This window comes from Streptomyces lincolnensis (genome assembly GCF_021173675.1).
GTDB lineage: Bacteria > Actinomycetota > Actinomycetes > Streptomycetales > Streptomycetaceae > Streptomyces > Streptomyces lincolnensis_B.
This window is the reverse complement of the sequence record NZ_JAIHON010000025.1, coordinates 40,364-64,495: the sequence shown is the minus strand read 5'-3', so window position 1 is coordinate 64,495 and position 24,132 is coordinate 40,364. Positions and strand designations below refer to the sequence as shown.

Genomic DNA, 24,132 nt, shown 5'->3' with positions numbered 1-24,132 from the left:
GCCGTGACTGCCGTCACTTCGAACGCAGTCCTGTGGTGCGTGAGTTGGTCGCTACGGGCGCGTCACGCCTGCTCGCGCAGCTGTTCCTCGGTCAGGCCCTGACGCCAGTAGCCGACGAAGGTGACTCTGCGGCGGTCGACCCCGCGGTCCCGGACGAAGTGCCGGCGCAGTTCCTTCACACACCCCGACTCGCCCGCGATCCAGACGTACGGGTGCTCGGCGGACGGCAGTCGCGCGGCGCGCAGGGCGCCGAGAGCCATGGGGGAGGTCTCGGAGCCCCCCGTGCCGCGGACCAGCCAGGTGATCTCGGCGTCCGCCTCGGTCACGACGTCCAGGACGTCCCCGGCCTCCGGCACCTCCAGCCAGACCCGGGCACGGGTGCCGGCCGGCAGTGACTCGACGATGGCACAGGCGGCCGGGACGGCGGTCTCGTCGGCCCAGACGACCACGAGGTCGGTGTCCTCCGGCGGCCGGAAGCGGATCGCGCGGTTGTCCGCGACCGCCGGGCCGAGCAGCAGGACCTTGTCACCCTCGGCGGCCCGCGCCGCCCACGCGGAGGCGGGGCCGGCCGGAGTGTGCAGCACGAAGTCGATGTCGATCTCGTCCGGGTCGCGTCTGAGACCGCGCAAGGTGTACGACCGCATCACGGCCCGTACGTCGTCGGGCAGATCCCGCCACCCCTGCCACCAGTCGTCCCCGAGCTCGACGGGGACGCGCGGCTCGCTCAGCCCCTCGGCCGGGATGAACAACGACAGCGACTGATCGAGGCCGAGGGAGTGGAACGCGCGCAGATCCTCCCCGGCGAAGGAGATCCGCACGAGAGACGGCCCGAGCCGCCTCGTCCGCACGACCTGAAGAGAGAAGAAGCGGAACGGGGCGGCTATGGCCGCAGTCATGGGTCAACTCCTGAATCGACGTCAGGTGCGCCTGCTTAGGGGCGCGGGGAACTGCGCGACCGGCCACAACGGACCGGCAGTGAACAACGCGCCTAACCGACCTTCTTCGCGGACTCAATCGCCTTCGCCAGGTTCTCCACCATCGGCACACACTTGTCGTACGACAGAATCGGCTCAGGAGAACGCGCGATCACCTGCCCGGCCTTCACCGCAGGCAACTGCTTCCACGTGGCCTCGGTGATGTCCGCGGGCTGGATCGTCGCGGACCGGTCGTCCATCATGATGATGTCCGCCCGGTACTTGTCGACGTTCTCCCAGCTCAGCGTCTCGAACCAACCGCCCGTCGCCTTCTTCGCCGCCTCCGAGGGCTCGACGAAGTTCACGCCGAGGGCCTTGAAGTACTCCAGGTCCACCGAGAGGTTGGTGCCGGAGACGTAGAAGACGTCCTGCGCGGCGGAACCGGCGAGCACCTTGATGTCGGGCTTGGCCTTGGCGGCCTCGCGCAGCCGCTCCGAGGCGGCCTCGAACCGCTTCTTGGCGTCGGTCACCTTCGCGGCCGTCATGTCGGCGCCGAGCGACTCGGCCAGCTCCCACATGCGCTGGAGCGGCGCGGTGAGCTGGCGGTCGAAGACGGAGATCGCGGCGCTGGGGGCCAGCTTGGCGATCTTGTCCTTGGAGGCCTCCGGCACGTACCAGAGGGTGCCCGCGCTGTCGAAGGTCGTGGTGAGGAGCACCTGGGGCGCGAAGGCCGCGTACTTCTCGACGTTGAACTGGTCCCAGACGTTGCCGAAGACGGTCAGCTTGCTGACGTCCATGTCGCCGGCCTGGACGTCGGCCTTGCCGTTCTTCAGCGTCGTCGGGCCGAACACGCCCTTGACGTCGATGCCGTAGTCGTACAGGGCGGCGGCGACGCCGACGAAGGCGACGATCTTCGTGGGGACCTCGTCCAGCTTCACGGTCGTGCCACGGTCGTCCTTGAAGCTCCAGGGACCGGAGGCCTTGGCGGACGCCGTCGAGTCCGAGCCGCTGCTCTCCGAGTCGCTGTCGCCGCACGCGGCCAGGAAGGCGCCGAGTCCGAGCGCGCCACCAGCGGCGAGCAGGCCGCGGCGGGAGAAGTTGGCGGTTCTGGCGTTCGACATGGGTGTGGGTCTGCTTTCGGTGCGTACGGGGCCACTGGGGGGTGTGCGCCTACGGCGGGTGGCTGGAAACAGGCTTAGGTTAGCCTAACCTCACGAGTGGGCCAAGGTGATCGTCTGAGACGAACACCACGAAGGCCGGGCCCCGGGGAAGCGTGTTCCCAGGGACCCGGCCCTCAATACCTGTGAATCCATGCCCCGTCGGGCCCCGGCCGTCAGCACGCCCCGCGGCCAGGTGGCTCCGCGGTCGGTCGGCCCACGCTCAGGCGGCCGAGCCCGCCCCCAGTCCGGGAGTCCGGTTCCATCCGCGGAGCTTGTCGGCGAGCTCCGCCACCGGACGGTCCGCGGGCCGCGTCTCCTGGCTCGGCGGGGTGGCGACGTAGAACAGCGCCTCGTACGGGGTCCGGTCGTGGCCGCCCCAGCGGACCACGTCGCCGACGTCGTCCAGGATGCTCTCGACCACGTCCCGCTGGATCTTCGTCAGTCCGCCCCGGACGCCCTTGACATAGGCGTCGGGCCGGATGGCGACCGCGGTGCCGGAGGCTTGGTTCGACTCGGGTGCGGCGGCGTCGAGTTCGCCGATCGGACGCCAGCCGACCACCTCGCCCTCCCGCAGCGTCTCGATCTCGTAGTGCCAGCGCCGGACGATGTGGACGAGGACCGTCTCCACCATCCCGAGCCGGGCGTCGAGCGTGAACCCCGCGCCGGACACCGGCCGCGACCACACACCCTGGGCCGCGTTGACCCGGTCGGCCAGGGGCCAGCCGTTGAGCGAGGCCGGGAACCCGCCGGGCGCCCCGGCCGCGGGGCCGGCTCCGGGCGCCGCCTCGGCCGCGTGGGCCGGGACGAGCAGGCCTCCGGAGGCCGAGACCAGGGCGGCACCCGCCCCGACCCCGGCGATGCCCCGGAGCATCGCGCGCCGCGGAACGCTACTTGGTGTCATGGGTGATCGGTTCCTTCAGTCGAAGATGGCGAATGTGATGACGGCGAGCAGATAGGGGACCGGAACGGCGAGCGAGGCGGCGAGCCAGCGCCGCCAGGGCCGGCCCGTGGCGGCGGGGAAGAGCACGTCCACCGCCAGGAGCAGCAACAGCCCCAGCCCGCCCACGACGAGCAGGCCGACCCGCGCCCAGCCGGCGCCCTCGACGACGCCGATGTCACCGCAGTCGGCGAGGCCGACCGGGGCGGTGTCCAGCGCGCAGGAGCGGTACTCGGTCAGCAGCAGCCAGGCCGAGTGGAGCGGGATGACGGCCGGAACGCCGAACAGCAGGTTGATGCCCACCGGGGCGAAGCGCCGCCACCGCGCACGCCGTGGCGGTGGCCCGGCCTCCCGGCCCCCGTGACCTCCATGGCCCTGTTGGTCCTCCTGGGTGCGCATCGCCCTCTTTCCGGACTGGTGTCACAGGTACCGGACGGGCGTCACAGGTACTTGCGGAACACGCTCTGGTACTTGTCCTCGATGATGCGGTACATGCCCATGCGCAGCTTCGCCTGCTGAGCCGCTTCCGCGGTGTCGCCCTGGTAGTACTGGAGCAGCTTCTCGGTGTCGGCCTCGCTGGTCGTCAGACCCGGGCGGGCCATGCCCTTCTCCATGGCGTGCAGGATGTGCATGAACGGCACCGTCGAGATGTTGTACGACTGGTTGAAGTGCAGTTTCTCCCACACGGCCCAGACGTCGGCGTCCTTCGTCGCGTCCCGCTTCGCCTCGTCGAGCAGGCCCAGGTCGATGGCGTGGTTGCGGGCCTTGATCGCCCGGCGGCCGAAGATCTGGCCGACGCCCGTGGAGCAGTCGTCGAGCGTGGTGAGCTTGTTGCCCCACTCGGTCACCCAGTCCGGCAGCACACCGTCGTTGTGGTAGTCGTACACGCACGCGTCGGAGAAGTTGTCGTTGACCTTCGGAACGGACAGGTCCTCGATGTTGGTGATGTTGAAGTGGCGCAGTTCCCATATCGCGGAGGTCTGGATGAGGGCCTTGCGCATTTTCAGCATCCGCGCCAGGGACGTGAAGAGCGTGTCCCAGCTCAGCATGAACTTCACGCAGTAACTGGTGGTGTACTTCGTCTTTCCGGGCCACGGCCAGGAGTCCGGCGGGCCTTCCTCCGGAATGCCGATCGAGTCGAAGTACGTCTGGATGTCCTTGGTCAGCTCGTCCGCCCACGTCTGGTCGAACGCGACGTCGAGATCCTCCTTGGCCGGCACGGGGTTGTAGGACTTCTGCCCGCTCTCGCGGCCCGAGGAGATGTCGTTGTCGATCTCGATCAGTCCGCTGCCGGAGCCGACGTTGATCGTCTTGATCTGGTCGATGGCCCAGTCCGACGGCATCGGGAAGCCGAGGTTTCCGGAATAGCCCATGGACATGTTGGACACGAAGCTCGCGGTCGACAGCCCCGCGTCCGAGACCCGTGAACAGGCGTTCCGGGTCGCGTAGATACCGACCTGGAAGTAGCCGCCCGCCTGGGCCATCCCCTCGTTGATCCCCTTGAAATGCGGGATGAGGTTGGCGGTGATCTCCTCGTCGGTGTTGTCGTAGTCGATCGCGAAGTAGATCCGGGTGCCCTTTTTGAAGCCGTGCGCGAGCGCGGCGTCGGTGGCGGCTATCGCGTCCGACGTGCCCTGCGGGCGGCTGAAGTAGTCCTTGTAGTCGCCGAACGTCTGGTAGATGGGGAAGCAGGCGATGCCCGCGCTTGCCATCGTCGCCAGCTCGCCCGGCTTGATCTTCTTGTCGAGCGTGGTGCCCGGCACGTTCGTCAAGTACCGCCCGCCGAGCCGGTATCCGGCCGCGTACAGGGCCTTGGCGCGGTCGGCGGTGACCTCGTCGGCGCAGTCGAAGGCGGTGCCCTTGCGGGTGTCGTCGCCGTAGGACACCAGCAGCGAGGCCCAGGTGGGGAAGTCCGCGGTGCCGTTGACGTCCAGCTTCAGGAAGCTCTGGAACGAGGAGACCGCACTGGCCAGGCCCGAGGTGTAGGAGCTGGTGAAGCTCACGCCCGAACGGCGGTTGAAGATCATCGCCGCGGAGAACAGCTGCACCCAGGTGCCGCTGGAGCCGACCGACAGCGGGTGGCTCTTGATACCGGCCTTGGTGCCCGGACCGAACACGCCGTTGGCGGTACCGTCCGCCATTCCGAGCTCGTACTGAATGGCCAGCATCTGGGCCTTCTGCACATCGCGCGAGTAGAAGCCGTCGCACGGAATGATGAAGTAGTCGGCGCGTCCTATGTACCGTGAATTCATCCACTGCTGAATGGATCTGACGCTGTCGCTGCCGCCCGAGATGGTCGTGTAGGCGTCCATGGTCAGCAGCGCCTTGACGACCTTCGGCTCCAGGGAAGTGCCGGGGTAGATGGAGTCGACGCCCATGTTCGCCTTGAGCTTGGCGACACCGTCCTTCACCCGGCCGTTGTAGATACCGTCGATCTCGCCGCCGTCGTAGCCCTTGCAGTACAGCGCCGCCTGGATGATGCGGGTGAAGTTCGCCGACGGGCTGGTGTTCTCGTTGATCGAGGGCACCTTCGACTTCAGCGCGGACAGGGTGCCGGGGCCGAAGGCGTTCGACTGCGGGGAGACGCCGAGTTCCAGTTGCAGGGCGCGGGTGAGGGCGTACATGACGGCCCAGGAGGTCCTGCCGTTCTCCTCCAGCTTGGGCATGCCGGCGTAGCCGCTGTAGGTGGTGTTGAAGAACCGCTGGGCCCTCAGGACCAACTCGTCAGCCACGAAAAATCTCCTCATCTGTACGACCTGCCGGGAAACTCTAGGGAGTTCACCGGGGGTGGGACAGATGATCGGGCTGGCGCAATGACGCCAGATCGGGGGGCGTGCCCATTTTTCTTTCCGCCGCGGGAAATGAAATTCCCCCGATGTGCCTGCGGAGTGGGCCGCTGTGTCCAGGCCGTGCCCGGGACGGCTGCGTGGGCCGGCCCGGGGTCGGGCCGAGGGGAGCGTGGCGGACGGGCCTCGCCTCGGGCGGGCCTGCGGACCCGCGGGCCTGCGGGCCTGCGGACCCGCGGGCCTGCGGACGGACCACGGCATTGGCGCGTTTCTTTGCTTCCGAATCTGGCGTATTCACGCCACTTCGAGTTGGGGGTTGTGGGTGTTTTTGGCTAATTGTTAAGCCGGACTTGATCGATCCCGGGGCCTTAGGGTGGGCGTAGAGGTAGCTTGGCTTCCGTTAACCGGGGGGTTGTCTTGAATGCTTCGTCATTGGATCTTGACCAGACCGACCTTGAGCTCGACCGTACGGACAGGTTGATCATCCGTCTGCTGCACCAGGGGTTGGGGGACGCGGCCATCGGCCGCCGGCTGCGCATCGGGCATCGGACCGTGCAGCGGCGCGTACAGCGGGTGATGGACCGCTGGAACATCGTGGGACGGGTCGCACTGGGCGCCAGGGCCCAGGAGTTGGGGCTGCTGGACAGCCGCGTGGGCGCCGAACCGCCCCTCACGGCAGAGCGGTTCGCCGAGTCGGCCTGACGCATTTTCCGCACGTGCTCCACCCGTCCGCGGTCGATATCCCGGACGGGCCCTTCTCACCTGCCCTTTTCGTGAAAGGAATTCCATGGCGGACGAAATGGTGCGGCTCGCCCAGAGATTCGTGAACGAGACCTACGGCAGCAGAATCGGCATGACCGTGGAGGAGAACGGCCGCACGGGCTGGACCACGATGTACGCGCTCACCCGCGCCCTCCAGTACGAACTGGGTATCTCCGCGCTGTCCAACAGCTTCGGGGCCACCACCTTGTCGACCCTCACGTCGAAGTACCCGAAGCTGAACGCCTCCACCATGCCCTCGGCCGACTTCTGCCGGATCATCCAGTCCGCCCTGTACTGCAAGGGCTACGACGGCGGCGCGATCGACGGCAAGTACAGCGACCGGGTCGCCTCCTCCGTGGCCTCCCTCAAGGCCGACATGGGCGTGGCCGGCGCCTTCCCCGGCAGCAGCCTGGAACCGAAGGTGTTCAAGGGCCTGCTCAACATGGACGCCTACGTCACGGTCAACAACGGCTCGGGCGCCATCCGGGAGATCCAGCAGTGGATGAACGGCCGTTACGTCACCCGCCGGGACTTCTTCGTCATCCCCTGCGACGGCCACCACTCCCGTGACGTCGCCAAGTCCCTGCTCTACGCCATCCAGTTCGAGCTCGGCATGGCCGACGGCACCGCCAACGGCGTCTTCGGCCCCGGCACCCAGTCCGGCCTGAAGAACCACACCGTCGCCGTCGGCACCACCGGCACCTGGGCCCTGCTGTTCACCGCCGCGATGATCCTCAACAACCGGCCGGTGCCGTTCGGGAACTACACCGGGACGGTCCAGAGCGGCGTCCAGACCTTCCAGGCCTTCGCCAAGCTCCCCGTCACCGGGCTCGGCGACTTCCAGACCTGGGCGTCCCTGCTGGTCTCCTACGGCGACCAGACCCGCAAGGGAGACGCCTGCGACGGCATCACGAAGATCACGCCCGCCCGTGCGCAGGCGCTGAAGTCCGCGGGCTACAAGTACATCGGCCGCTACCTGTACAACCCGTCGACCACCTCCCTGCCGGAGAAGGAGATCCAGCCGGGCGAGCTCGCGACCATCAAGGAGTACGGTCTGCGCTGCTTCCCCATCTACCAGACCTGGGCGCGCTCGGTCGACTACTACAGCCCCGACCAGGGCAAGCAGGACTGCATGAACGCGGCCTACAAGGCCGAGCAGCACGGCTTCAAGGCCGGCACCCGGATCTACTTCGCCGTCGACTACGACGCGGTCGACGAGGAGGTCACCTCGCACGTCCTGCCGTACTTCGCGAGGATCAAGTCCCAGATGGACTACTACGGCAACCCCTTCAGGATCGGCATCTACGGCCCGCGCAACGTGTGTTCACGGGTCTCGGCCGCCGGATACGCCGACGCCAGCTTCGTCTCCGACATGTCCTCCGGCTTCTCCGGCAACCTCGGCTACACGCTGCCGGAGAACTGGGCCTTCGACCAGATCGTCACCCAGACGGTCGGCTCGGGCACGGGTGCCATCGAGATCGACAACAACATCTCCTCCGGACGCGACACCGGCCAGGGCGACTTCTACCCGGCGTCCACCACCAAGCTCGACACCGGCCTGGAACCCTCCCTGATCCCGTCGCTGATGGACGAGGCCACCGGATACATGAAGGACATCGGCCGGGGCGAGGGCTTCAACAGCATCTTCACGCGCCGGGAGTGCCTGGAGGCGGTCCTGCTGCTGGACGACGTGATCACCTCGACCGCGCGCCGGTTCCGGATGCGCAAGGCCCTCGTCCAGACCTCCGCCTTCTGGGAGTTCTGCCACTACGGCAAGGAGGACATGAACGTCGACGGCGGTGTCGGCCTCTACTACACCGGCGTCCTCCCGGACTTCGTCAAGGACATCCCCGGCATCGAGAGAGCCCAGGACAGCAGCACCGGCATCGGGCAGATCCAGGGCCGCGTCGGCATCCTGGCGTGGAACAACGCCATCCGCGCCGGCCTGGTCGACGGCACGATCATGGACCCGGCCGATGTGCGCCCGAGCCCCGACGCCGACCGCTACAAGATGTGGCTCCGGCTGCTGCAGGACAACGCGTTCAACGTCCGCACCATCGGCCTCGTGCACATCTGGTCCGCCGACGGCAAGGCCGGTGACGTGGAGGAGCGCCCGATCCGCCGCCCCGCGCTCGACTACGCCGAGGACGAGATCTACGAGGTCCTGCGCCGCTACCAGGGCCCGGAGGAGCCCGCGTTCAGCGACGCCAGGCTGCGCATGCCGCTGTACGCGATCTTCGAGAAGTACAACCTCCTCACCCGCGGGGTCTGACCCCGTGCCGGCACCCGACCCGTACCAGGTCCACGACTACGCCGTCCTCTCCACGATCCTGATCGCGGGGGCGCCCGCCCTGCTCGGCCTGCTCGCCTACCTGGGCGCCTGCCTCGCCCCGCGCCGCCTGCGTGCCCACCGTCCCGCCACCGCGCTGCGGGACACCGGGCTGCTGTGTGCCGCCGCCGCCCTCGCGGTCTATCTGTGGGGGTGCCTGCATGTCGTGTTCCTCGAACGGCAGGAGATCGGCAACCGCTGCGCGCAGGTGGCCGGAGGGGTCCGGGTGGCCGGGTTCCACGGGGACTTCGTACCGCTGCGGCTCGTGTGCCGGACTGACGACGGCCGAGATCTCACCGTCGTGATCCCCGCTTACGTCAACCCGTCCACCGCCGTCCTGCTGCTGCTCGCCCTGGCCTGTGCCGGGGCGGCCGCCCTGCTCGCTCGCCGGGCGCGGACGGCATCACGGAAGGAACCCAGACCTTGATCCGAACCGACTTGACCCGCAGACGGACCCTCGCCACCGCGGCCGGAGTCACCGCCGCGGGCCTCGTCCCGGCCGGCCTCCTGGCCACCCCGGCCGCCGCCGCCCCGCAGGCGCCCGCGCATCCCGAGCCGCTGAGGAACGACGAGCTGAAGGAGGCGCTGCGCCGCATGGAGGCCCGTCGCCGCCGGGTCCTCACCGGCCGCCCGTCCGCCAACGGATGGGAGATGGAGAAGGAGATCGACGGCGACGGCTCGATCCGCACCACCGAGATCATGGGCACCCGCGGCCCGCTCACCGTCGCCGTCCGCGCCGGGGACCCGGAGACCGTCCTGATCCATGTGATCCGGCGCTTCCACTACGAGGTCGACACGCTCGGCCTGCCAGGCGAACCGCAGCCCGTCGAGGGCTGGACCGCCCCGTCGAAGGTCCGCGACAGCCGCCTGCCGGAGTCCGGCCGGGCGTCCGGCACCGCGGTCGTGATCCGGCCCGGCTCCTACCCGCCGGGCGCGCGCGGCAACTTCACCGCGGGCCAGGTGCTGGTCATCCGGGACATCCTCGCCGACACCGAGGGCGTGGTCCGCTGGGGCGGCGACGACCGCCGCCCCTACGAGGGCCTGTTCCACCTCGCCGTGGGCCCCGACGACCCACGCCTGGTGAGCGTCGCGGCCAGGATCCGCGCCTGGAACGAAACCCCCGGCCGGGGTTCCGGCGTCCTCGTCGACATGGCCCAGCCGTCCCGGCGCCGCCGCGCGGTCCGGGGCCGGTAGCCGGGCAGGACACGGGCCGAGGAGGGATCACGATCGTCCGTACCCGGGTGGTGCCCGCGCTCGCCAACCTCGGGCTGGGGATCATCGCCGTCGTACCGCTGTGGTTCCTCCTCCTGTTCGCCGTCAACTTCCCCCTCGCGGGCATGGGGTTCACCAGCAGGGAGCCCACGGAGAACGACGGCATGCTTCCGTGGGCCCTGCTGCTGGTGCCGCTGTGGGGGCTCTTCCTGGGGATGTGGATCCCGGTGAACCTGCTGATGCGCGACCGCTCGGAGCTGTCCGCGGGGCGTTACTGGAGCCTCGCCTCGCTGGTGTCGCTGTCTCCGACGGTCGTGCTCATGGTGCTGATCGAGATCCTCTGAGCGGTTTCCAGGACAGGCGCTACCCCGCGAGCCCCAACTCCCGGGCGATCAGCATCCGCTGGACCTCGCTCGTGCCCTCGCCGATCTCCAGGATCTTGGAGTCGCGCCACATACGGGCCACCGGGTACTCGTTCATGAAGCCGTAGCCGCCGTGGATCTGGGTGGCGTCGCGGGCGTTGTCCACGGCGATGGTGGAGGAGTACAGCTTGGCGAGGGCGGCCTCCTTCTTGAAGGGCTCGCCCGCCACCAGCCGGGACGCGGCGTCGCGCCACGCGAGACGGGCGGTGTGGGCCTTCATCTCCATGTCGGCGATCTTGAACTGGATGGCCTGGTTGGCGCCGATCGGCCGGCCGAAGGCGTGGCGTTCGCGGGCGTACTTCACCGACTCGTCGACACAGCCCTGGGCGAGCCCGGTGGCGAGGGCGGCGATGGCGATCCGCCCCTCGTCGAGGATGCGCAGGAACTGGGCGTATCCGCGGCCCTGTTCGCCCAGCAGGTTGGCGGCCGGGACCCGGACGTCGGAGAAGGACAGCTCCCGGGTGTCCGAGGCGCTCCAGCCGACCTTGGAGTAGGGGGCGGCGACCGTGAAGCCCGGGGTGCCCGAGGGGACGATGATCGCCGAGATCAGCGGCTTGCCGTCGGGCTTGCGGCCGGTGACCGCGGTGACCGTGACCAGGCCGGTGATGTCGGTCCCGGAGTTGGTGATGAAGCACTTGCTGCCGTTGATCACCCACTCGTCGGTGTCCGGGTCGAGCCGGGCCGTCGTCCGCGTGGCACCGGCGTCGCTGCCGCCGTCCGGCTCGGTGAGGCCGAAGGCGCCGAGGATCTCGCCCGAGCACATCCGGGGGAGCCACTCCCGCTTCTGGGCCTCGGTGCCGAACAGGAACAGCGGCATAGCGCCCAGCGAGACACCCGCCTCCAGGGTGATGGCCACCGAGGAGTCCACGCGGGCCAGTTCCTCCAGCACGAGGCCCAGGGCCAGGTAGTCGCCGCCCATGCCGCCGTACTCCTCGGGGAACGGCAGTCCGAACAGGCCCATGCGGCCCATCTCGCGGACGATCTCGTAGGGGAACTCGTGGTGCTCGTAGAACTCGCCGATCTTGGGCGCCACGACGTCGTGGGCGAAGGCCTCGACCGTGCGGCGGAGTTCTTCCAGTTCGGGGGAGAGCCGGTGGTCCATCGTTGTTCACTGCTCCTTGTGGGACAGGGCCCGGACGGTGCGGGAGGGGCTGGGTCGGCCCAGGTGGTCGGCCATCCACGCGCTCGTGGCGACGAGGCGGCCGAGGTCGACACCGGTGTCGACGCCGAGACCCCGGAGCATCCACACGAGGTCCTCGGTGGCGAGGTTGCCGGTGGCGGACTTGGCGTACGGGCAGCCGCCGAGGCCGCCCGCGGAGGCGTCCACGGTGGTGACGCCGTGCTGGAGGGCGGCGTAGGTGTTGGCGAGGGCCTGGCCGTAGGTGTCGTGGAAGTGCACGCCCAGCTTCTCCACCGGGGTGCCGTGCCCGGTGAGTTCGGTCAGGAGCGCGCGGACGTGGCCCGGGGTGGCGACGCCGATGGTGTCGCCCAGGCTGAGTTCGTCGCAGCCCATGTCGAGCAGGGCCCGGCAGACCCGCGCGACCTGCGGGACCGGGACCGCGCCCTCCCACGGGTCGCCGAAGCACATGGAGAGATAGCCGCGGACATGCCCGCCCGCCGCCTTCGCCCGGGCCACGACCGGCTCGAACATCGCCAGTGCCTCGTCCACCGTGCGGTTGAGGTTGGCCTTGGCGAAGGACTCGGTGGCGCTGGCGAAGACGGCGACCCGGGTGGCGCCCAGCGCGAGGGCGCGGTCCAGGCCGCGTTCGTTCGGCACCAGGACCGGCAGGTCCACCGGCAGGTCGGCGATCTGCGGGAACAGCTCCTCGGCGTCGGCGAGTTGAGGCACCCACTTGGGGTGGACGAAGCTCGTCGCCTCGATCGTCGTCAGACCCGCGTCGGCCAGGCGGCGTACGAACTCCGCCTTCACGCCGGTCGGCACGGTCGCCTTCTCGTTCTGCAGGCCGTCGCGGGCGCCGACCTCGTGGATCCGGACGCGGGCCGGGAGGCCGGCTTCCGGTACGGCCATGGGGAGGCCGAGTTCGGGGGTACCGCTCATGCCGTCTCCTCCTCGTGCGGCGCGATGACGGCGAGCACCTGGTCCATGGCGACCGTCGTGCCCGGCGTGACGTCCAGTTCGGCGACCGTGCCGGCGTGCGGGGCGGAGATGACGTGCTCCATCTTCATCGCCTCGACGACGACCAGGCTCTGACCGGCGGCGACCTCGTCCCCGACGGCCACCTTGACCACGGTCACCGTCCCGGGCATGGGCGCGGTGAGGGAATCGGCTCCCGCGTGGGCGGCGCCGGTCAGGGACGCGGCCACCGGGTCGTGGTCCCGTACGTGCCAGGCGTCGCCGTCACGGCCGATCCAGTCGGCGGCGCGGTGGAAGGTGTGGCGGACGCCGTCGAGGGTGACGCGGACGTGGGTGTCGGTGACGGTGTGGGTGCCGCGCGGGACGTACTCCACGGGGTCCTGCACCCGCAGATGGAAGCCGACGGGCCGGGTGAGGCCCCCGAGCCGCCAGCCGCTCGGCACCGAGAAGGGGTCGGTCCAGCCCTCCCCGCGAGGGCGCAGCGCGTCCAGCCGGACGGCCGCCGCCGCCTCGTACACCTCCTCCGGTACCTCGGTGGGGACGAGTTCGTCCACCACCCGCTCGACCAGCCCCGTGTCCAGCTCGCCCGCCACCACCGCCGGATGCCCGAGCAGCCGCCGCAGGAACCCGGCGTTGGTCGGCACGCCCAGCGTCACCGTTTCCGCGAGAGCCGCCCGGAGTCTGCGCAGCGCGGTCTGCCGGTCGGGGCCGTACGCGATCACCTTGGACAGCATCGGGTCGTACAGGCTGCCGACCTCGGTGCCCTCGCTGAGCCCGGAGTCGGTGCGGACGCCGTCGCCCTGGGGTTCGTGCAGTCTGAGCACCGTGCCGCCGGAGGGCAGGAACCCGCGCGAGCCCTCCTTGACGGAGACCGTCTCGGCGCAGACACGGGCCTCGATCGCGTGACCGGTGAGCGTGATGTCGTCCTGCGCGAAGGGCAGGTGCTCGCCCGCCGCCACCCGCAGCTGCCACTCCACCAGGTCCAGGCCCGTGACGAGTTCGGTGACCGGGTGCTCCACCTGGAGGCGGGTGTTCATCTCCATGAAGTAGTACGACGACGGATCGGTGCCCGGGACGATGAACTCCACCGTCCCCGCGCCCCGGTAGCCGCAGGAGCGGGCCGCCTGGACCGCCGCCTCGCCCATCGCGGCCCGGGTCTCCTCGTCGAGGAGCACACTGGGCGCCTCCTCGACGAGCTTCTGGTGCCGGCGCTGGAGGGAGCACTCGCGCTCACCGAGGTGGACGACGTGCCCGTGGCCGTCGGCGAGGACCTGGATCTCGATGTGCCGGGGCCGGTCGACCCACCGCTCCACGAGGAGGGTGTCGTCGCCGAAGGAGGCGCGGGCCTCCCGGCGGGCGGCGGCGATCTCGTCCTCCAGGAGGGTGAGGTCCCGGACCAGGCGCATGCCCTTGCCGCCGCCGCCCGCGCTGGGCTTCAGCAGCACCGGTGCCCCCAACTCGCGGGCGGCCTCGGCCAGTTCGGGGTCGCGGCCACCGGGCACGACCGGCACCCCGGCCGCCTTCACGGTCTCCTTGGCGCGGATCTTGTCGCCCATGAGCGAGATCGCCTCGGCGGACGGCCCGATGAAGACCAGCCCAGCGTCCTCGCACGCCCGCGCGAAGCCGGCGTTCTCCGCGAGGAAGCCGTACCCGGGGTGGACGGCCTGCGCGCCGGTGCGGGCTGCCGCCTCCAGCAGCCGCTCCACGGACAGATAGCTCTCGGCCGCGGACGCCGGTCCCAGCCGTACGGCGGTGTCGGCCTCGCGGACGTGCCGCGCGTCGGCGTCGGCGTCGGAGAAGACGGCGACGGAGCGGACGCCCAGTGCGCGCAGCGTGCGGATGACGCGGACGGCGATCTCGCCCCGGTTGGCGACAAGGACGGTGTCAAACATGGTCCGAGGGGTCCTCTCACATCCGGAAGATGCCGAACTGGGGCTGTGTTGGATCCTTTTGGCCCAGAGGCGCGTTGGCACAGGCGGTCAGGGCCAGACCCAGCACCTGGCGGGTCTCCAGCGGGTCGATGACGCCGTCGTCCCACAGGCGGGCGGTGGCGTAGTAGGCGTTGCCCTGGCGCTCGTACTGGGCGCGGATCGGTTCCTTGAACGCCTCTTCCTCCTCGGCGGGCCACTGCTCGCCCCGGGCCTCCAGCTGGTCCCGCTTGACGGTCGACAGGACGGACGCGGCCTGCTCGCCGCCCATGACGGAGATCTTGGCGTTCGGCCACATCCACAGGAAGCGGGGGGAGTAGGCACGGCCGCACATCGAGTAGTTCCCGGCGCCGTACGACCCTCCGACCACCACCGTCAGCTTGGGCACGCGTGTGCAGGCGACCGCCGTCACCATCTTGGCGCCGTGCTTGGCGATGCCGCCGGCCTCGTAGTCCCTGCCGACCATGAAGCCCGAGATGTTCTGGAGGAACAGGAGCGGGATCCCGCGCTGGTCGCACAGCTCGATGAAGTGGGCGCCCTTCTGGGCCGACTCGGAGAACAGGATGCCGTTGTTGGCGACGATCCCGACCGGGTGGCCGTGGATCCGGGCGAAGCCGGTGACGAGGGTCTGTCCGAACTCGGCCTTGAACTCGGAGAAGCGGGAGCCGTCCGTGATGCGCGCGATGATCTCGCGGACGTCGTAGGGGGTGCGGGAGTCCACGGGGACGGCGCCGTACAGGCCGTAGGGGTCGACCTTGGGCTCGACGGCGGGCTCCACGGACCAGGGCAGGGGCCCGCGCGCGGGAAGCGTGGCGGCGATGGTGCGCACGATCCGCAGCGCGTGGGCGTCGTCCTCGGCGAGGTGGTCGGTGACGCCGGAGATCCGGGAGTGCACCTCGCCGCCGCCGAGTTCCTCCGCGGTGACGACCTCGCCGGTGGCGGCCTTCACCAGGGGCGGCCCGCCCAGGAAGATCGTGCCCTGGTCGCGGACGATGACGGCCTCGTCGCTCATCGCCGGGACGTACGCCCCGCCCGCCGTGCAGGACCCGAGCACGGCGGCGATCTGCGGGATCCCCGCCCCGGACATCCGGGCCTGGTTGTAGAAGATCCGCCCGAAGTGCTCGCGGTCCGGGAAGACCTCGTCCTGCATGGGCAGGAAAGCCCCGCCGGAGTCGACGAGGTAGACACAGGGGAGGTGGTTCTCGAGCGCCACCTCCTGGGCGCGCAGGTGCTTCTTCACCGTCATCGGGTAGTACGTGCCGCCCTTGACGGTGGCGTCATTGGCGACGATCACGCACTCCCGCCCGCTGACCCGCCCGATCCCGGCGATGACCCCGGCGGCCGGTGCCTGGCCGTCGTACATCCCGTCGGCGGCGAGGGGGGCGAGCTCCAGGAAGGGCGAGCCGGGGTCCAGGAGGGTGTCCACCCGGTCCCTGGGCAGCAGCTTCCCGCGCGCGGTGTGGCGGGCGCGGGCCTTCTCTCCGCCGCCCAGCCGGGCCGCGGCCAGCTTGGCGCGCAGCTCCTCGACGAGGGCGCGGTGCGCCTCCTCGTTGGCCTTCCAGGCCTCCGACGCGGGGTCGGCCGCGCTCGTCAGCTCCGGTGCCTGTTGCATCCTGCGGTCCCCTCACCCAGCGAATCGACTGTTAATGAGCGTTAACCATTTCCTTCAGGTTAACGACCGCTAACCTCCCTGTCTAGAATTACTTTCATGGCCACCAGAACCGACGCCCCCACCCGCCGCGAGCAGATCCTCAGAGAGGCCGCCCGGCTCTTCGCCGAGCGCGGCTTCCACGGGGTCGGCGTCGACGAGATAGGCGCCGCGGTCGGCATCAGCGGACCGGGTCTGTACCGCCACTTCGCCGGCAAGGACGCGATGCTCGCCGAGCTGCTGGTGGGGATCAGCGGCCAGCTCCTGACCGGCGCGAAGCGCCGGGTGCGCGAGGCCGACGGCGGGTCCGCCGACGTACTCCTCGACTCCCTCATCGAGGGCCACATCGACTTCGCCCTCGACGACCGTCCCCTCATCACCCTCCACGACCGCGAACTCGACCGCCTCCGCGACACCGACCGCAAGCTCGTCCGCCAGCTCCAGCGCCAGTACGTCGAGCTCTGGGTGAGCGTGGTCCGCGAGGTCTACCCGACCCTCCCCGAACCCGCCGCCCGCTCCGCCGTCCACTCGGTCTTCGGCCTCCTGAACTCCACACCACACCTGGGGCGGCCGGGTTCCCTGCCGGGACGCGGGGCCACGGCGGAGCTGCTGCACCGGATGGCCCGGGGGGCGTTCGCGGCGGCCGGGACGGACTGAGCGCACCGGTCAGCCGGAGTCGCAGCCGATGCCGTCGCCGTCGTTGTCGAGCCGGTGCGGATCGTTCGGGCCCACCCAGACGGGCCCGGACAGGTCGGAGCAGTCGACGTCGGGGATTCCCGCGGCGGGGCCGGCCGGCAGGTCGGGGCGGGCCGGGGTGTCCGCGGCCGGCGGCGGCTCGGGCGTGTGCTTCGGGGCGGCCGGAGTCGGCGGCGCGGTGGGACAGGCGCTCCACAGGCCGGCGTCCGCTTCCCGGGCGGCCTCCCCGGCGCCGGAGATGCGTGGCCAGTAGGCGTCGTTCGGCTGGTAGAGCACCGCTTCGGCATGTCCGCTGCGGACCAGGGACTCGTTGACGAAGGTGCCGTCCTCGTTCCACAGGTAGAGCAGATAGCGGTCGTACCGGTCGAAGAGCTCGACGTCCCGCTCGGCGCGCACGGTGCTGCCCACGGGCAGGAGCCGGGAGGTGCGGGCGGTGGCGGCAGCGGCGTAGCAGTCACCGCGTTCCGGCGTGTCGATCTCCAGGAGCCGCACCCGGGCCACGGTGCCCCGCGGCACGATGCCGCCGTCGCCTCGCACCTCGATCGTGTCGCCGTCGATGACGTCGACCACCTTCAGGCCCGCTGCGGGAGCCTTCCGGGACGCGGGCGCGGCACCCTCGCGCTGCGGCGCGGACGTCCGGGCCGGTGGGTGCGAGGAGGCCGGCTGCCGCGTCGGGGGAGTGTTCGTGGGCTCCGCCGATTCCGTCGAGGGGCCGGCCGTCGATTCCGTCGAGGGGTCGGCCGTCGGTGCCGTCACCTCGGAGGCGGGCTCGTCCCCGTCGTCGAAGAGCGTTCCGAGGCCGCCCACGAGCAGGAGCCCGGCCATGATCAGCAGGAAGGCGGTCCATGAGCGGCTGGGGCGCCCGCGGCGACGGGGAGGCCGGGTGCCGTGCGGCCGCCGAGGGCGGCGCGGCTGCCAGGAGCCGTGCTGCCACGGGCGCGGATCGTGGGGGCGACTGGGGCACATGGTGTCCCCCCGGAAGGCCGGATGGTTCTGTTCTTCCAGTACAGCACCGGCGTCCGTGCCCGGGCGAGTCGAGCGTGACGAGCGTTACGGGGTGGTTCCTCTGGACGCCGCTCTCTACTCGCCGGTACGGTGAGTGAGCAAGCGCTTAGACATGGTGAGGAAGCTGGAGGTGGCGGCGGTGCGCCGTACCGTGTTCAACGAGGACCACGAAGCGTTCCGGGAGACCCTCCGGGCCTTCATCGAGGCCGAGGTCGTCCCGGTCTACGACGAGTGGTTCGCGGCCGGCCAGGCGCCGCGCGACTTCTACTACAAGCTCGCCGAGCTGGGCATCTTCGGCATCCGTGTCGACGAGGAGTTCGGCGGCGCGGGCATCGACTCGTACAAGTTCGAAGCCGTGATGTACGAGGAGACGGCCCGCGCGGGCGTGCAGTTCGGCGGCTCCGGCGTGCATGTGCTGCTCGGTCTGCCGTACATCAAGATGCTCGCCACCGACGAGCAGAAGAAGCGGTTCCTGCCGAAGTTCGTCTCCGGTGAGGAGATGTGGGCCCTGGCGATGACCGAGCCGGGTACGGGGTCCGACCTCGCCGGTATGAAGACCACCGCCAAGCTCTCCGAGGACGGCACCCACTACGTCCTCAACGGTGCCAAGACCTTCATCACCGGTGGCGTCCACGCCGACCGCGTGATCGTCTGCGCCCGCACCTCCGCGCCGACCGCCGAGGACCGCCGCTTCGGCATCTCCCTGTTCGCCGTGGACACCAAGTCCGAGGGCTACTCCGTCGGCCGCAAGCTCGACAAGCTCGGCCTGAAGACCTCCGACACCGCCGAGCTGGCCTTCGTCGACGTGAAGGTCCCGGTCGAGGACCTCCTCGGCGAGGAGAACAAGGGCTTCTACTACCTCGGCCACAACCTCGCCTCCGAGCGCTGGGGCATCGCCTTCGGCGCCTACGCGCAGGCCAAGGCCGCCGTCCGGTTCGCCAAGGAGTACGTCCAGGACCGCACGGTCTTCGGCAAGACGGTCGCCTCCTTCCAGAACACCAAGTTCGAACTGGCCGCCTGCCAGGCCGAGGTGGACGCCGCCGAGGCCGTCGCCGACCGCGCGCTCGAAGCCCTCGACGCCGGTGAACTGACCCCCGCCGAGGCCGCCAGCGCCAAGCTGTTCTGCACCGAGGTCGCCCACCGCGTGATCGACCGCTGCCTCCAGCTGCACGGCGGCTACGGCTTCATGAACGAGTACCCGATCGCCCGCCTGTACGCGGACAACCGCGTCAACCGCATCTACGGCGGCACCAGCGAGATCATGAAGTCGATCATCGCGAAGGACATGGGCCTGTAAGGCCTGCGAAACCCGAGGAAATGACTGGCGGGTACAACTGTCTGCCATGAGCCAGGCACTTCAGGATCTCCTCGATCTGCTCGACCTGGAGCAGATCGAGGAGAACATCTTCCGCGGCCGCTCCCGCCCCGCGATCGTCCCGCGCGTCTTCGGCGGACAGGTCGCGGCCCAGGCGCTGGTCGCCGCGGGCCGTACGGTCCCCGCCGACCGGCCCGCCCACTCGCTGCACGCGTACTTCCTGCGCTCCGGCGACCCCGGCGCGCCCATCGTCTACAGCGTCGACCGCATCCGCGACGGCCGCTCCTTCACCACCCGCCGCGTGGTCGCCGTCCAGCACGGCAAGCCGATCTTCCACCTGTCGGCGTCCTTCCAGACGTACGAGGAAGGCCTCGACCACCAGACCCCGATGCCGCCCGCGCCCGACCCGGCCACGCTGCCCACCTCCCACGAGCGGCTGCGCGGCTACGACCACCTCGACCCCGACGTGGTGGAACGCTTCCTGGAGGCACGCGAGGCGGTCGACCTGCGCTACGCCGAGGAGCCGCCGTACGGGGCGTTCGGCGAGCCGCGCGAACCGCACTCCCAGGTGTGGTTCCGCACCAACGGCAAGCTCGACGACGACCCCCTGCTCCACGTCGTCCTCGCCACCTACGTCTCCGACATGACCCTGCTCGACTCGGTCCTGCTCGCCCACGGCCGCGGCGGCTGGGCCGTCGGTGACGTCGTCGGCGCGTCCCTGGACCACGCGATGTGGTTCCACCGGCCCTTCCGCGCCGACGAATGGCTCCTGTACGACCAGGAGTCCCCGTCCGCGTCCGGCGGCCGGGGACTCGGTCAGGCCCGCATCTACACGCAGGACGGCCGGCTCGCGATCTCGGTGATCCAGGAGGGCGTGATCCGCGTCCCCCGCCGGAACTCCGAAGGCTAGACGAGCCCCGCCTCCGCCAGCAGATACGCCGTCATCGGGTCGTAGAAGCGCGGGCTGACCACGTGGTCGTCGAGCGGCACCGTCACCTGCACGGTGCCCTCGGCCTCGGCGAGGAAGAGCGCCGGGTCGTTGCAGTCGGCGTACCCGACGGAGTCCACGCCGTGCTGACCGGCGTAGCCCGCCCAGCCGTGGTCGGCGACGACCAGGTCGGGCAGCGGACGGCCCTCGCGCTCCAGGCCGGTGAGGATCGCCTTCATCGGCTCGCCGGAGTGCGTGTGCCACAGCGTGGCGCCGTGCTCCAGGACCGCCACGTCCGCGAACTGCATGACGTAGCCCTCGTCCGTCTGGAGCCCCTCCGGGATCACCACGATCTCGCAGCCCGCGGTGCGCAGCGCGGCCGCCGTGGCCCGGTGCACGTCGAGCAGACCGCCCGGGTGACCGGTCGCGAAGAGCACCCGCTGCTGCCCGTCGGCCGCCTTGCGCAGCCGGCCCGCCATGCGCTCCAGGGCGGCCACCGTCAGCTCGGGGTCGATGGTGTCCTGGCCGTAGCGGTACTCCGGGTCGTCGTTGACCCCCACCCGCTCCGCCATCACCGCGAGCACGTCCTGCTCGTCGGTCCAGCGGTCGCCCAGCTCCAGGCCGAGCCAGAAGTTGCGGACGCCGTTCGCCAACTGGCGGTAGTGGGAGAGGTTGTTCTCACGCGGGGTGGCGACGTCGCCCGCGATACGGGTCTTCACAAGGTGGTCGACGAGGTCGGCGCGGCTGGGTGTCCCGGATATCGGCATGCCTCCCATTGTGAGGCAGCGTCCCGCGGGCCCGCCCGCCGTCCCGCACGCTGGGACACGGGTCACGCCGCCCTCAGACCCCGCCCCTGAAACGTAGGACAGGCTCTCAGACCCGCCGCAGCGCGAACCACAGCTCCATCCGTACGTCCGGGTCGTCCAGGTCCGTCCCCAGCAGCGCCGCGCACCGGGCGATCCGCTGCCGCACGGTGTTGCGGTGCACGGCCAGCGCCACCGCGGTGCGGTCCCAACTGCCGTGCAGGGACAGCCAGGTGCGCAGGGTCTCGGCGAGCGCCGGGGTGCCGGTGAGCGGGGCGAGGAGAGCGCGGGCGTGCGCCTCCGCCGCGTCGGACGGGACCAGGTCCGCGAACGCCGGGCGGCCCCCGTGCCGGACCAGCTCGGCGCGGGTGGCGCGGGCGCGGGCCAGCGCGCGGGCCGCCTGGACGTCCCCGTCGGCCCACTCCCGCGGCCCGACGGCGGCACTGACGCCCAGCGTCCACCCCGGCTGCGGCGCCGGTTCCCGCCCGGCCGGCACCAGTGCCCGTACGACGTCTCGCGCCACGTCGACCAGCGGCGACCCGAGCGCGGCGCCCAGCGCGGAGGCGGCGACCGGGTCGGGGGCGCCGGGGGTGTCCGGGCCCGCGTGCACGACGAGCCACTCCCCGGCGCCCAGGAGTGCGGCCACGTCCTCGGGCGCCGCGCCCAGCAGCAGCCGTACGAGAGCGGACGACCGGGCCGTTTCCGTACCGCTCTGGTGCTCACCGGTGAGCAGGGACAGCAGGACGGCGGCCACCGAGGCGATGGTGTGGTCGCCGGGGTCGCGGTGCGGGGCGGCGACCCCGAGCACGAAGCCGTGCCCGGCGCCCAGGGCGTAGGCGGCGAGGTGGAGGCCGGCGGTGGTGTCGGTGGCGGTGGTGGAGGACCGCTCCGTGACCAGCCGGGCGAGCCCCGCCAGCGTCTCGCCCGCCTCGCGCCCCGGCTCCCGTCCCGCCGACGCGATCGCGGTGCCCTCGGGGCCGTACAGCACCGCCCAGCCCGTCACCCGCCGGGCCAGTTGCCGCAGGACCGAGGGGACCGGGTGGGGGCGGGAGGCCGCGGCGGCCAGGCTCTGCTGGGCCTCCGTGACACGGCGGAGCTCGGCGTGCCGGGCCTGGGCCATCAGCTGCCAGACCGCGCGGGCCACGCCGGAGAAGGTGGTCCGGGGCGGCACCTCGACGAGCGGCAGCTCGTACGCGTCGCAGGCCGCGACCAGCGCCCGCGGCACCGTGTCGTGCACCGGCGCCACCCCGAAGCCGAGGGCCGCGCCGCCCGCCGCGACGATCCGCGCCACGTAGTCGTCGAAGTAGGTCCCGGAACCCGCGGCCTCCGGGATGTGGACCCCGGCCGTCAGCAGGAGTTCGCCGCCCAGCAGATACGGATACGGGTCCGCCATCTCCGACGTGTGCGCCCAGTGGATGACCGTGGCGGGGTCCACGGGCCCCGCGATCTGCCGCAGGGCCAGGTCCTCGCGGGCCAGGAGCGCGGCGAGGGGCACCGGTGGCGTGGGAGGAACGGCCAGGTCCGGCATGGTGTGCGTTCCCTCCACTCGACGGGCCGTGAATGGATGAAACGTACACTTCGCAGTCGCTTTCCGGCCACCTAGTGTCGATGCTCGTCACCCGCCGGCGACATCGAGCCGAAGGAGGCCCCGTGGCCGTCGACTACACCGTCATCGTCGTCTATCTGGCCGGCATGCTGGCCATGGGCTGGTGGGGCATGCGCCGCGCCCGGTCGAAGAGCGAGTTCCTGGTCGCGGGCCGCCGGCTCGGGCCCACCATGTACTCCGGCACCATGGCCGCGATCGTCCTCGGCGGCGCCTCCACCATCGGCGGTGTCGGCCTCGGCTACCAGTACGGCCTCTCCGGCGCCTGGATGGTCTTCACCATCGGCCTCGGCCTGCTCGCGCTCAGCGTCTTCTTCTCCGCCCGCATCGCCCGCCTGAAGGTCTACACCGTCTCCGAGATGCTCGACCTGCGCTACGGCGGCCGGGCGGGTGTGATCTCCGGGGTGGTCATGTGGGCGTACACCCTCATGCTCGCGGTGACGTCCACCATCGCCTACGCCACGATCTTCGACGTCCTGTTCGACATGAACCGCACGCTCGCGATCGTGCTCGGCGGCTCGATCGTCGTCGCCTACTCCACGCTCGGCGGCATGTGGTCCATCACGCTCACCGACATGGTGCAGTTCGTGGTCAAGACGATCGGCGTGCTGCTCCTGCTCCTGCCGATCGCGGTCGTCAAGGCGGGCGGCTTCGGCGAGATGCGCGACGCGCTGCCCACGTCGTACTTCGACCCGCTCGGAATCGGCGGCGAGACGATCTTCACCTATGTCCTGATCTACACGTTCGGCATGCTCATCGGGCAGGACATCTGGCAGCGCGTCTTCACCGCGCGCAGCGACACGACCGCCCGGTGGGGCGGCACGGTCGCCGGCACCTACTGCCTGGCGTACGCCCTCGCCGGAGCCGTCATCGGCACGGCCGCCAAGACGCTCTACCCGAACCTGGCCAACGCCGACGACGCCTTCGCGACCATCGTGAAGGACGAACTCCCCATGGGCGTAAGGGGGTTGGTGCTGGCCGCCGCACTGGCCGCGGTGATGTCGACCTCGTCCGGCGCGCTGATCGCCTGCGCGACCGTCGCCAACAACGACATCTGGTCGCGGCTGCGCGGGACGTCCGACGCGGGCGGCGACCACGACGAGGTGCGGGGCAACCGGGCCTTCATCCTCGTCATGGGCCTCGCCGTCATCGGTACGGCCATCGCCCTCAACAACGTCGTCGAGGCCCTGACCGTCGCCTACAACCTCCTCGTCGGCGGCCTCCTCGTCCCCATCCTCGGCGGCCTGCTGTGGAAGCGCGGCACCGCCCAGGGCGCCCTGGCCGCCGTGGCCGTCGGCGGCCTCGCGGTCATCGGCCTGATGGCGGGCTACGGCATCCTCGCCAACGAGCCCGTCTACTACGGCCTGCTCTCCTCCCTGGCCGTGTACGTCGCCGTGTCCCTGGCGACCCCGGCGACCGACGAGGCCGTCCTCACCGCCTGGCGCGAGCGCCTGGCCGGACGGGCACCCGAACCGGCGGCGGCGACCCCGGTTCCGGCGCCCCGCTAAGGTCGTAAAAGTCGTAAAAGTCATACGAGAATCACACCAAACCCCTCCATACGCGATGAAGCGTAGGAAAGAAGGCAGTAC

21 protein-coding genes are annotated in these 24,132 nt (G+C 70.6%); 9 read left to right on the top strand and 12 right to left on the bottom strand.

Annotated features, from left to right (window positions below; all coding sequences use genetic code 11):
• Positions 1-62 precede the first annotated feature (62 nt).
• The 5 genes from K4B79_RS45035 to K4B79_RS45015 all read right to left on the bottom strand — a co-directional run bounded on the left by K4B79_RS45035 (position 63) and on the right by K4B79_RS45015 (position 5,743).
• Positions 63-896, bottom strand: coding sequence for a siderophore-interacting protein (locus tag K4B79_RS45035; RefSeq protein WP_232033262.1), 834 nt, complete (start codon positions 894-896; stop codon positions 63-65).
• Positions 897-988: 92 nt separating this feature from the next.
• Entirely contained in the window at positions 989-2,035 is a 1,047-nt protein-coding gene (locus tag K4B79_RS45030) for an ABC transporter substrate-binding protein (protein ID WP_232033261.1), read from the bottom strand.
• Positions 2,036-2,294: 259 nt separating this feature from the next.
• Positions 2,295-2,975 (bottom strand): hypothetical protein, encoded by a 681-nt coding sequence (locus tag K4B79_RS45025; protein WP_232033260.1) that lies wholly within the window; start codon positions 2,973-2,975, stop codon positions 2,295-2,297.
• 15 nt (positions 2,976-2,990) lie between these two features.
• Positions 2,991-3,410, bottom strand: a complete 420-nt coding sequence (locus K4B79_RS45020) for a hypothetical protein (RefSeq protein WP_232033259.1) — start codon at positions 3,408-3,410, stop codon at positions 2,991-2,993.
• A gap of 41 nt (positions 3,411-3,451) precedes the next feature.
• Positions 3,452-5,743, bottom strand: coding sequence for a glycoside hydrolase domain-containing protein (locus K4B79_RS45015; RefSeq protein WP_232033258.1), 2,292 nt, complete (start codon positions 5,741-5,743; stop codon positions 3,452-3,454).
• Positions 5,744-6,229: 486 nt separating this feature from the next.
• Here K4B79_RS45015 and K4B79_RS45010 point away from each other — a divergent pair, with 486 nt between their 5' ends.
• The 5 genes from K4B79_RS45010 to K4B79_RS44990 all read left to right on the top strand — a co-directional run bounded on the left by K4B79_RS45010 (position 6,230) and on the right by K4B79_RS44990 (position 10,444).
• Positions 6,230-6,499 carry a DNA-binding response regulator gene (locus tag K4B79_RS45010; protein ID WP_232033257.1) on the top strand — a complete coding sequence of 90 codons (270 nt, stop codon included), beginning with the start codon at positions 6,230-6,232 and terminating at the stop codon, positions 6,497-6,499.
• Between the two features lie 85 nt (positions 6,500-6,584).
• The gene (locus tag K4B79_RS45005) at positions 6,585-8,831 is read left to right on the top strand and encodes a glycoside hydrolase domain-containing protein (protein ID WP_232033256.1); all 2,247 of its coding nucleotides are present in this window, start codon (positions 6,585-6,587) and stop codon (positions 8,829-8,831) included.
• Between the two features lie 4 nt (positions 8,832-8,835).
• On the top strand, positions 8,836-9,315 hold the full coding sequence (locus K4B79_RS45000; RefSeq protein WP_232033255.1) for a hypothetical protein: 480 nt from the start codon (positions 8,836-8,838) through the stop codon (positions 9,313-9,315).
• The gene (locus K4B79_RS44995) at positions 9,315-10,082 is read left to right on the top strand and encodes a hypothetical protein (protein WP_374208590.1); all 768 of its coding nucleotides are present in this window, start codon (positions 9,315-9,317) and stop codon (positions 10,080-10,082) included. The genes K4B79_RS45000 and K4B79_RS44995 overlap by 1 nt, the downstream gene beginning before the upstream one ends.
• A gap of 50 nt (positions 10,083-10,132) precedes the next feature.
• A complete protein-coding gene (locus K4B79_RS44990; protein ID WP_232033253.1) occupies positions 10,133-10,444 on the top strand; it encodes a hypothetical protein in 312 nt (103 codons plus the stop codon).
• A 19-nt stretch (positions 10,445-10,463) separates the two neighbouring features.
• Here the strand turns inward: K4B79_RS44990 and K4B79_RS44985 are convergent, their stop codons facing one another.
• Genes K4B79_RS44985 through K4B79_RS44970 form a run of 4 tightly spaced genes read right to left on the bottom strand, consistent with a single transcriptional unit; the run spans position 10,464 to position 16,157 of the window.
• A complete protein-coding gene (locus K4B79_RS44985) occupies positions 10,464-11,624 on the bottom strand; it encodes an acyl-CoA dehydrogenase family protein (protein ID WP_232033252.1) in 1,161 nt (386 codons plus the stop codon).
• Between the two features lie 6 nt (positions 11,625-11,630).
• The gene (locus K4B79_RS44980) at positions 11,631-12,581 is read right to left on the bottom strand and encodes a hydroxymethylglutaryl-CoA lyase (RefSeq protein ID WP_232033251.1); all 951 of its coding nucleotides are present in this window, start codon (positions 12,579-12,581) and stop codon (positions 11,631-11,633) included.
• The gene (locus K4B79_RS44975) at positions 12,578-14,509 is read right to left on the bottom strand and encodes an acetyl/propionyl/methylcrotonyl-CoA carboxylase subunit alpha (protein WP_232033250.1); all 1,932 of its coding nucleotides are present in this window, start codon (positions 14,507-14,509) and stop codon (positions 12,578-12,580) included. Before K4B79_RS44975 ends, K4B79_RS44980 begins: the two co-directional genes overlap by 4 nt.
• A gap of 16 nt (positions 14,510-14,525) precedes the next feature.
• Entirely contained in the window at positions 14,526-16,157 is a 1,632-nt protein-coding gene (locus K4B79_RS44970) for a carboxyl transferase domain-containing protein (protein ID WP_232033249.1), read from the bottom strand.
• Positions 16,158-16,253: 96 nt separating this feature from the next.
• Here K4B79_RS44970 and K4B79_RS44965 point away from each other — a divergent pair, with 96 nt between their 5' ends.
• Entirely contained in the window at positions 16,254-16,850 is a 597-nt protein-coding gene (locus K4B79_RS44965; RefSeq protein WP_232033248.1) for an SACE_7040 family transcriptional regulator, read from the top strand.
• Between the two features lie 9 nt (positions 16,851-16,859).
• Here the strand turns inward: K4B79_RS44965 and K4B79_RS44960 are convergent, their stop codons facing one another.
• On the bottom strand, positions 16,860-17,714 hold the full coding sequence (locus K4B79_RS44960) for a thermonuclease family protein (RefSeq protein ID WP_232033247.1): 855 nt from the start codon (positions 17,712-17,714) through the stop codon (positions 16,860-16,862).
• Positions 17,715-18,033: 319 nt separating this feature from the next.
• Between K4B79_RS44960 and K4B79_RS44955 the strand changes: the two genes are divergently transcribed.
• Both K4B79_RS44955 and tesB read left to right on the top strand, forming a co-directional pair.
• A complete protein-coding gene (locus K4B79_RS44955) occupies positions 18,034-19,191 on the top strand; it encodes an acyl-CoA dehydrogenase family protein (RefSeq protein WP_232033298.1) in 1,158 nt (385 codons plus the stop codon).
• Positions 19,192-19,237: 46 nt separating this feature from the next.
• Positions 19,238-20,119, top strand: a complete 882-nt coding sequence (gene tesB / locus K4B79_RS44950) for an acyl-CoA thioesterase II (RefSeq protein WP_232033246.1) — start codon at positions 19,238-19,240, stop codon at positions 20,117-20,119.
• On the opposite strand, the gene K4B79_RS44945 is transcribed toward tesB, so the two are convergent.
• A complete protein-coding gene (locus tag K4B79_RS44945) occupies positions 20,116-20,904 on the bottom strand; it encodes a phosphatase (RefSeq protein ID WP_232033245.1) in 789 nt (262 codons plus the stop codon). The two genes, tesB and K4B79_RS44945, sit on opposite strands and share 4 nt — an antisense overlap.
• A gap of 106 nt (positions 20,905-21,010) precedes the next feature.
• Complete coding sequence (locus K4B79_RS44940) at positions 21,011-22,468, bottom strand: PucR family transcriptional regulator (RefSeq protein WP_232033244.1); 1,458 nt, start codon at positions 22,466-22,468, stop codon at positions 21,011-21,013.
• Between the two features lie 122 nt (positions 22,469-22,590).
• Here K4B79_RS44940 and K4B79_RS44935 point away from each other — a divergent pair, with 122 nt between their 5' ends.
• Complete coding sequence (locus K4B79_RS44935) at positions 22,591-24,051, top strand: sodium:solute symporter (protein ID WP_232033243.1); 1,461 nt, start codon at positions 22,591-22,593, stop codon at positions 24,049-24,051.
• The last annotated feature ends 81 nt before the right edge of the window (positions 24,052-24,132 follow it).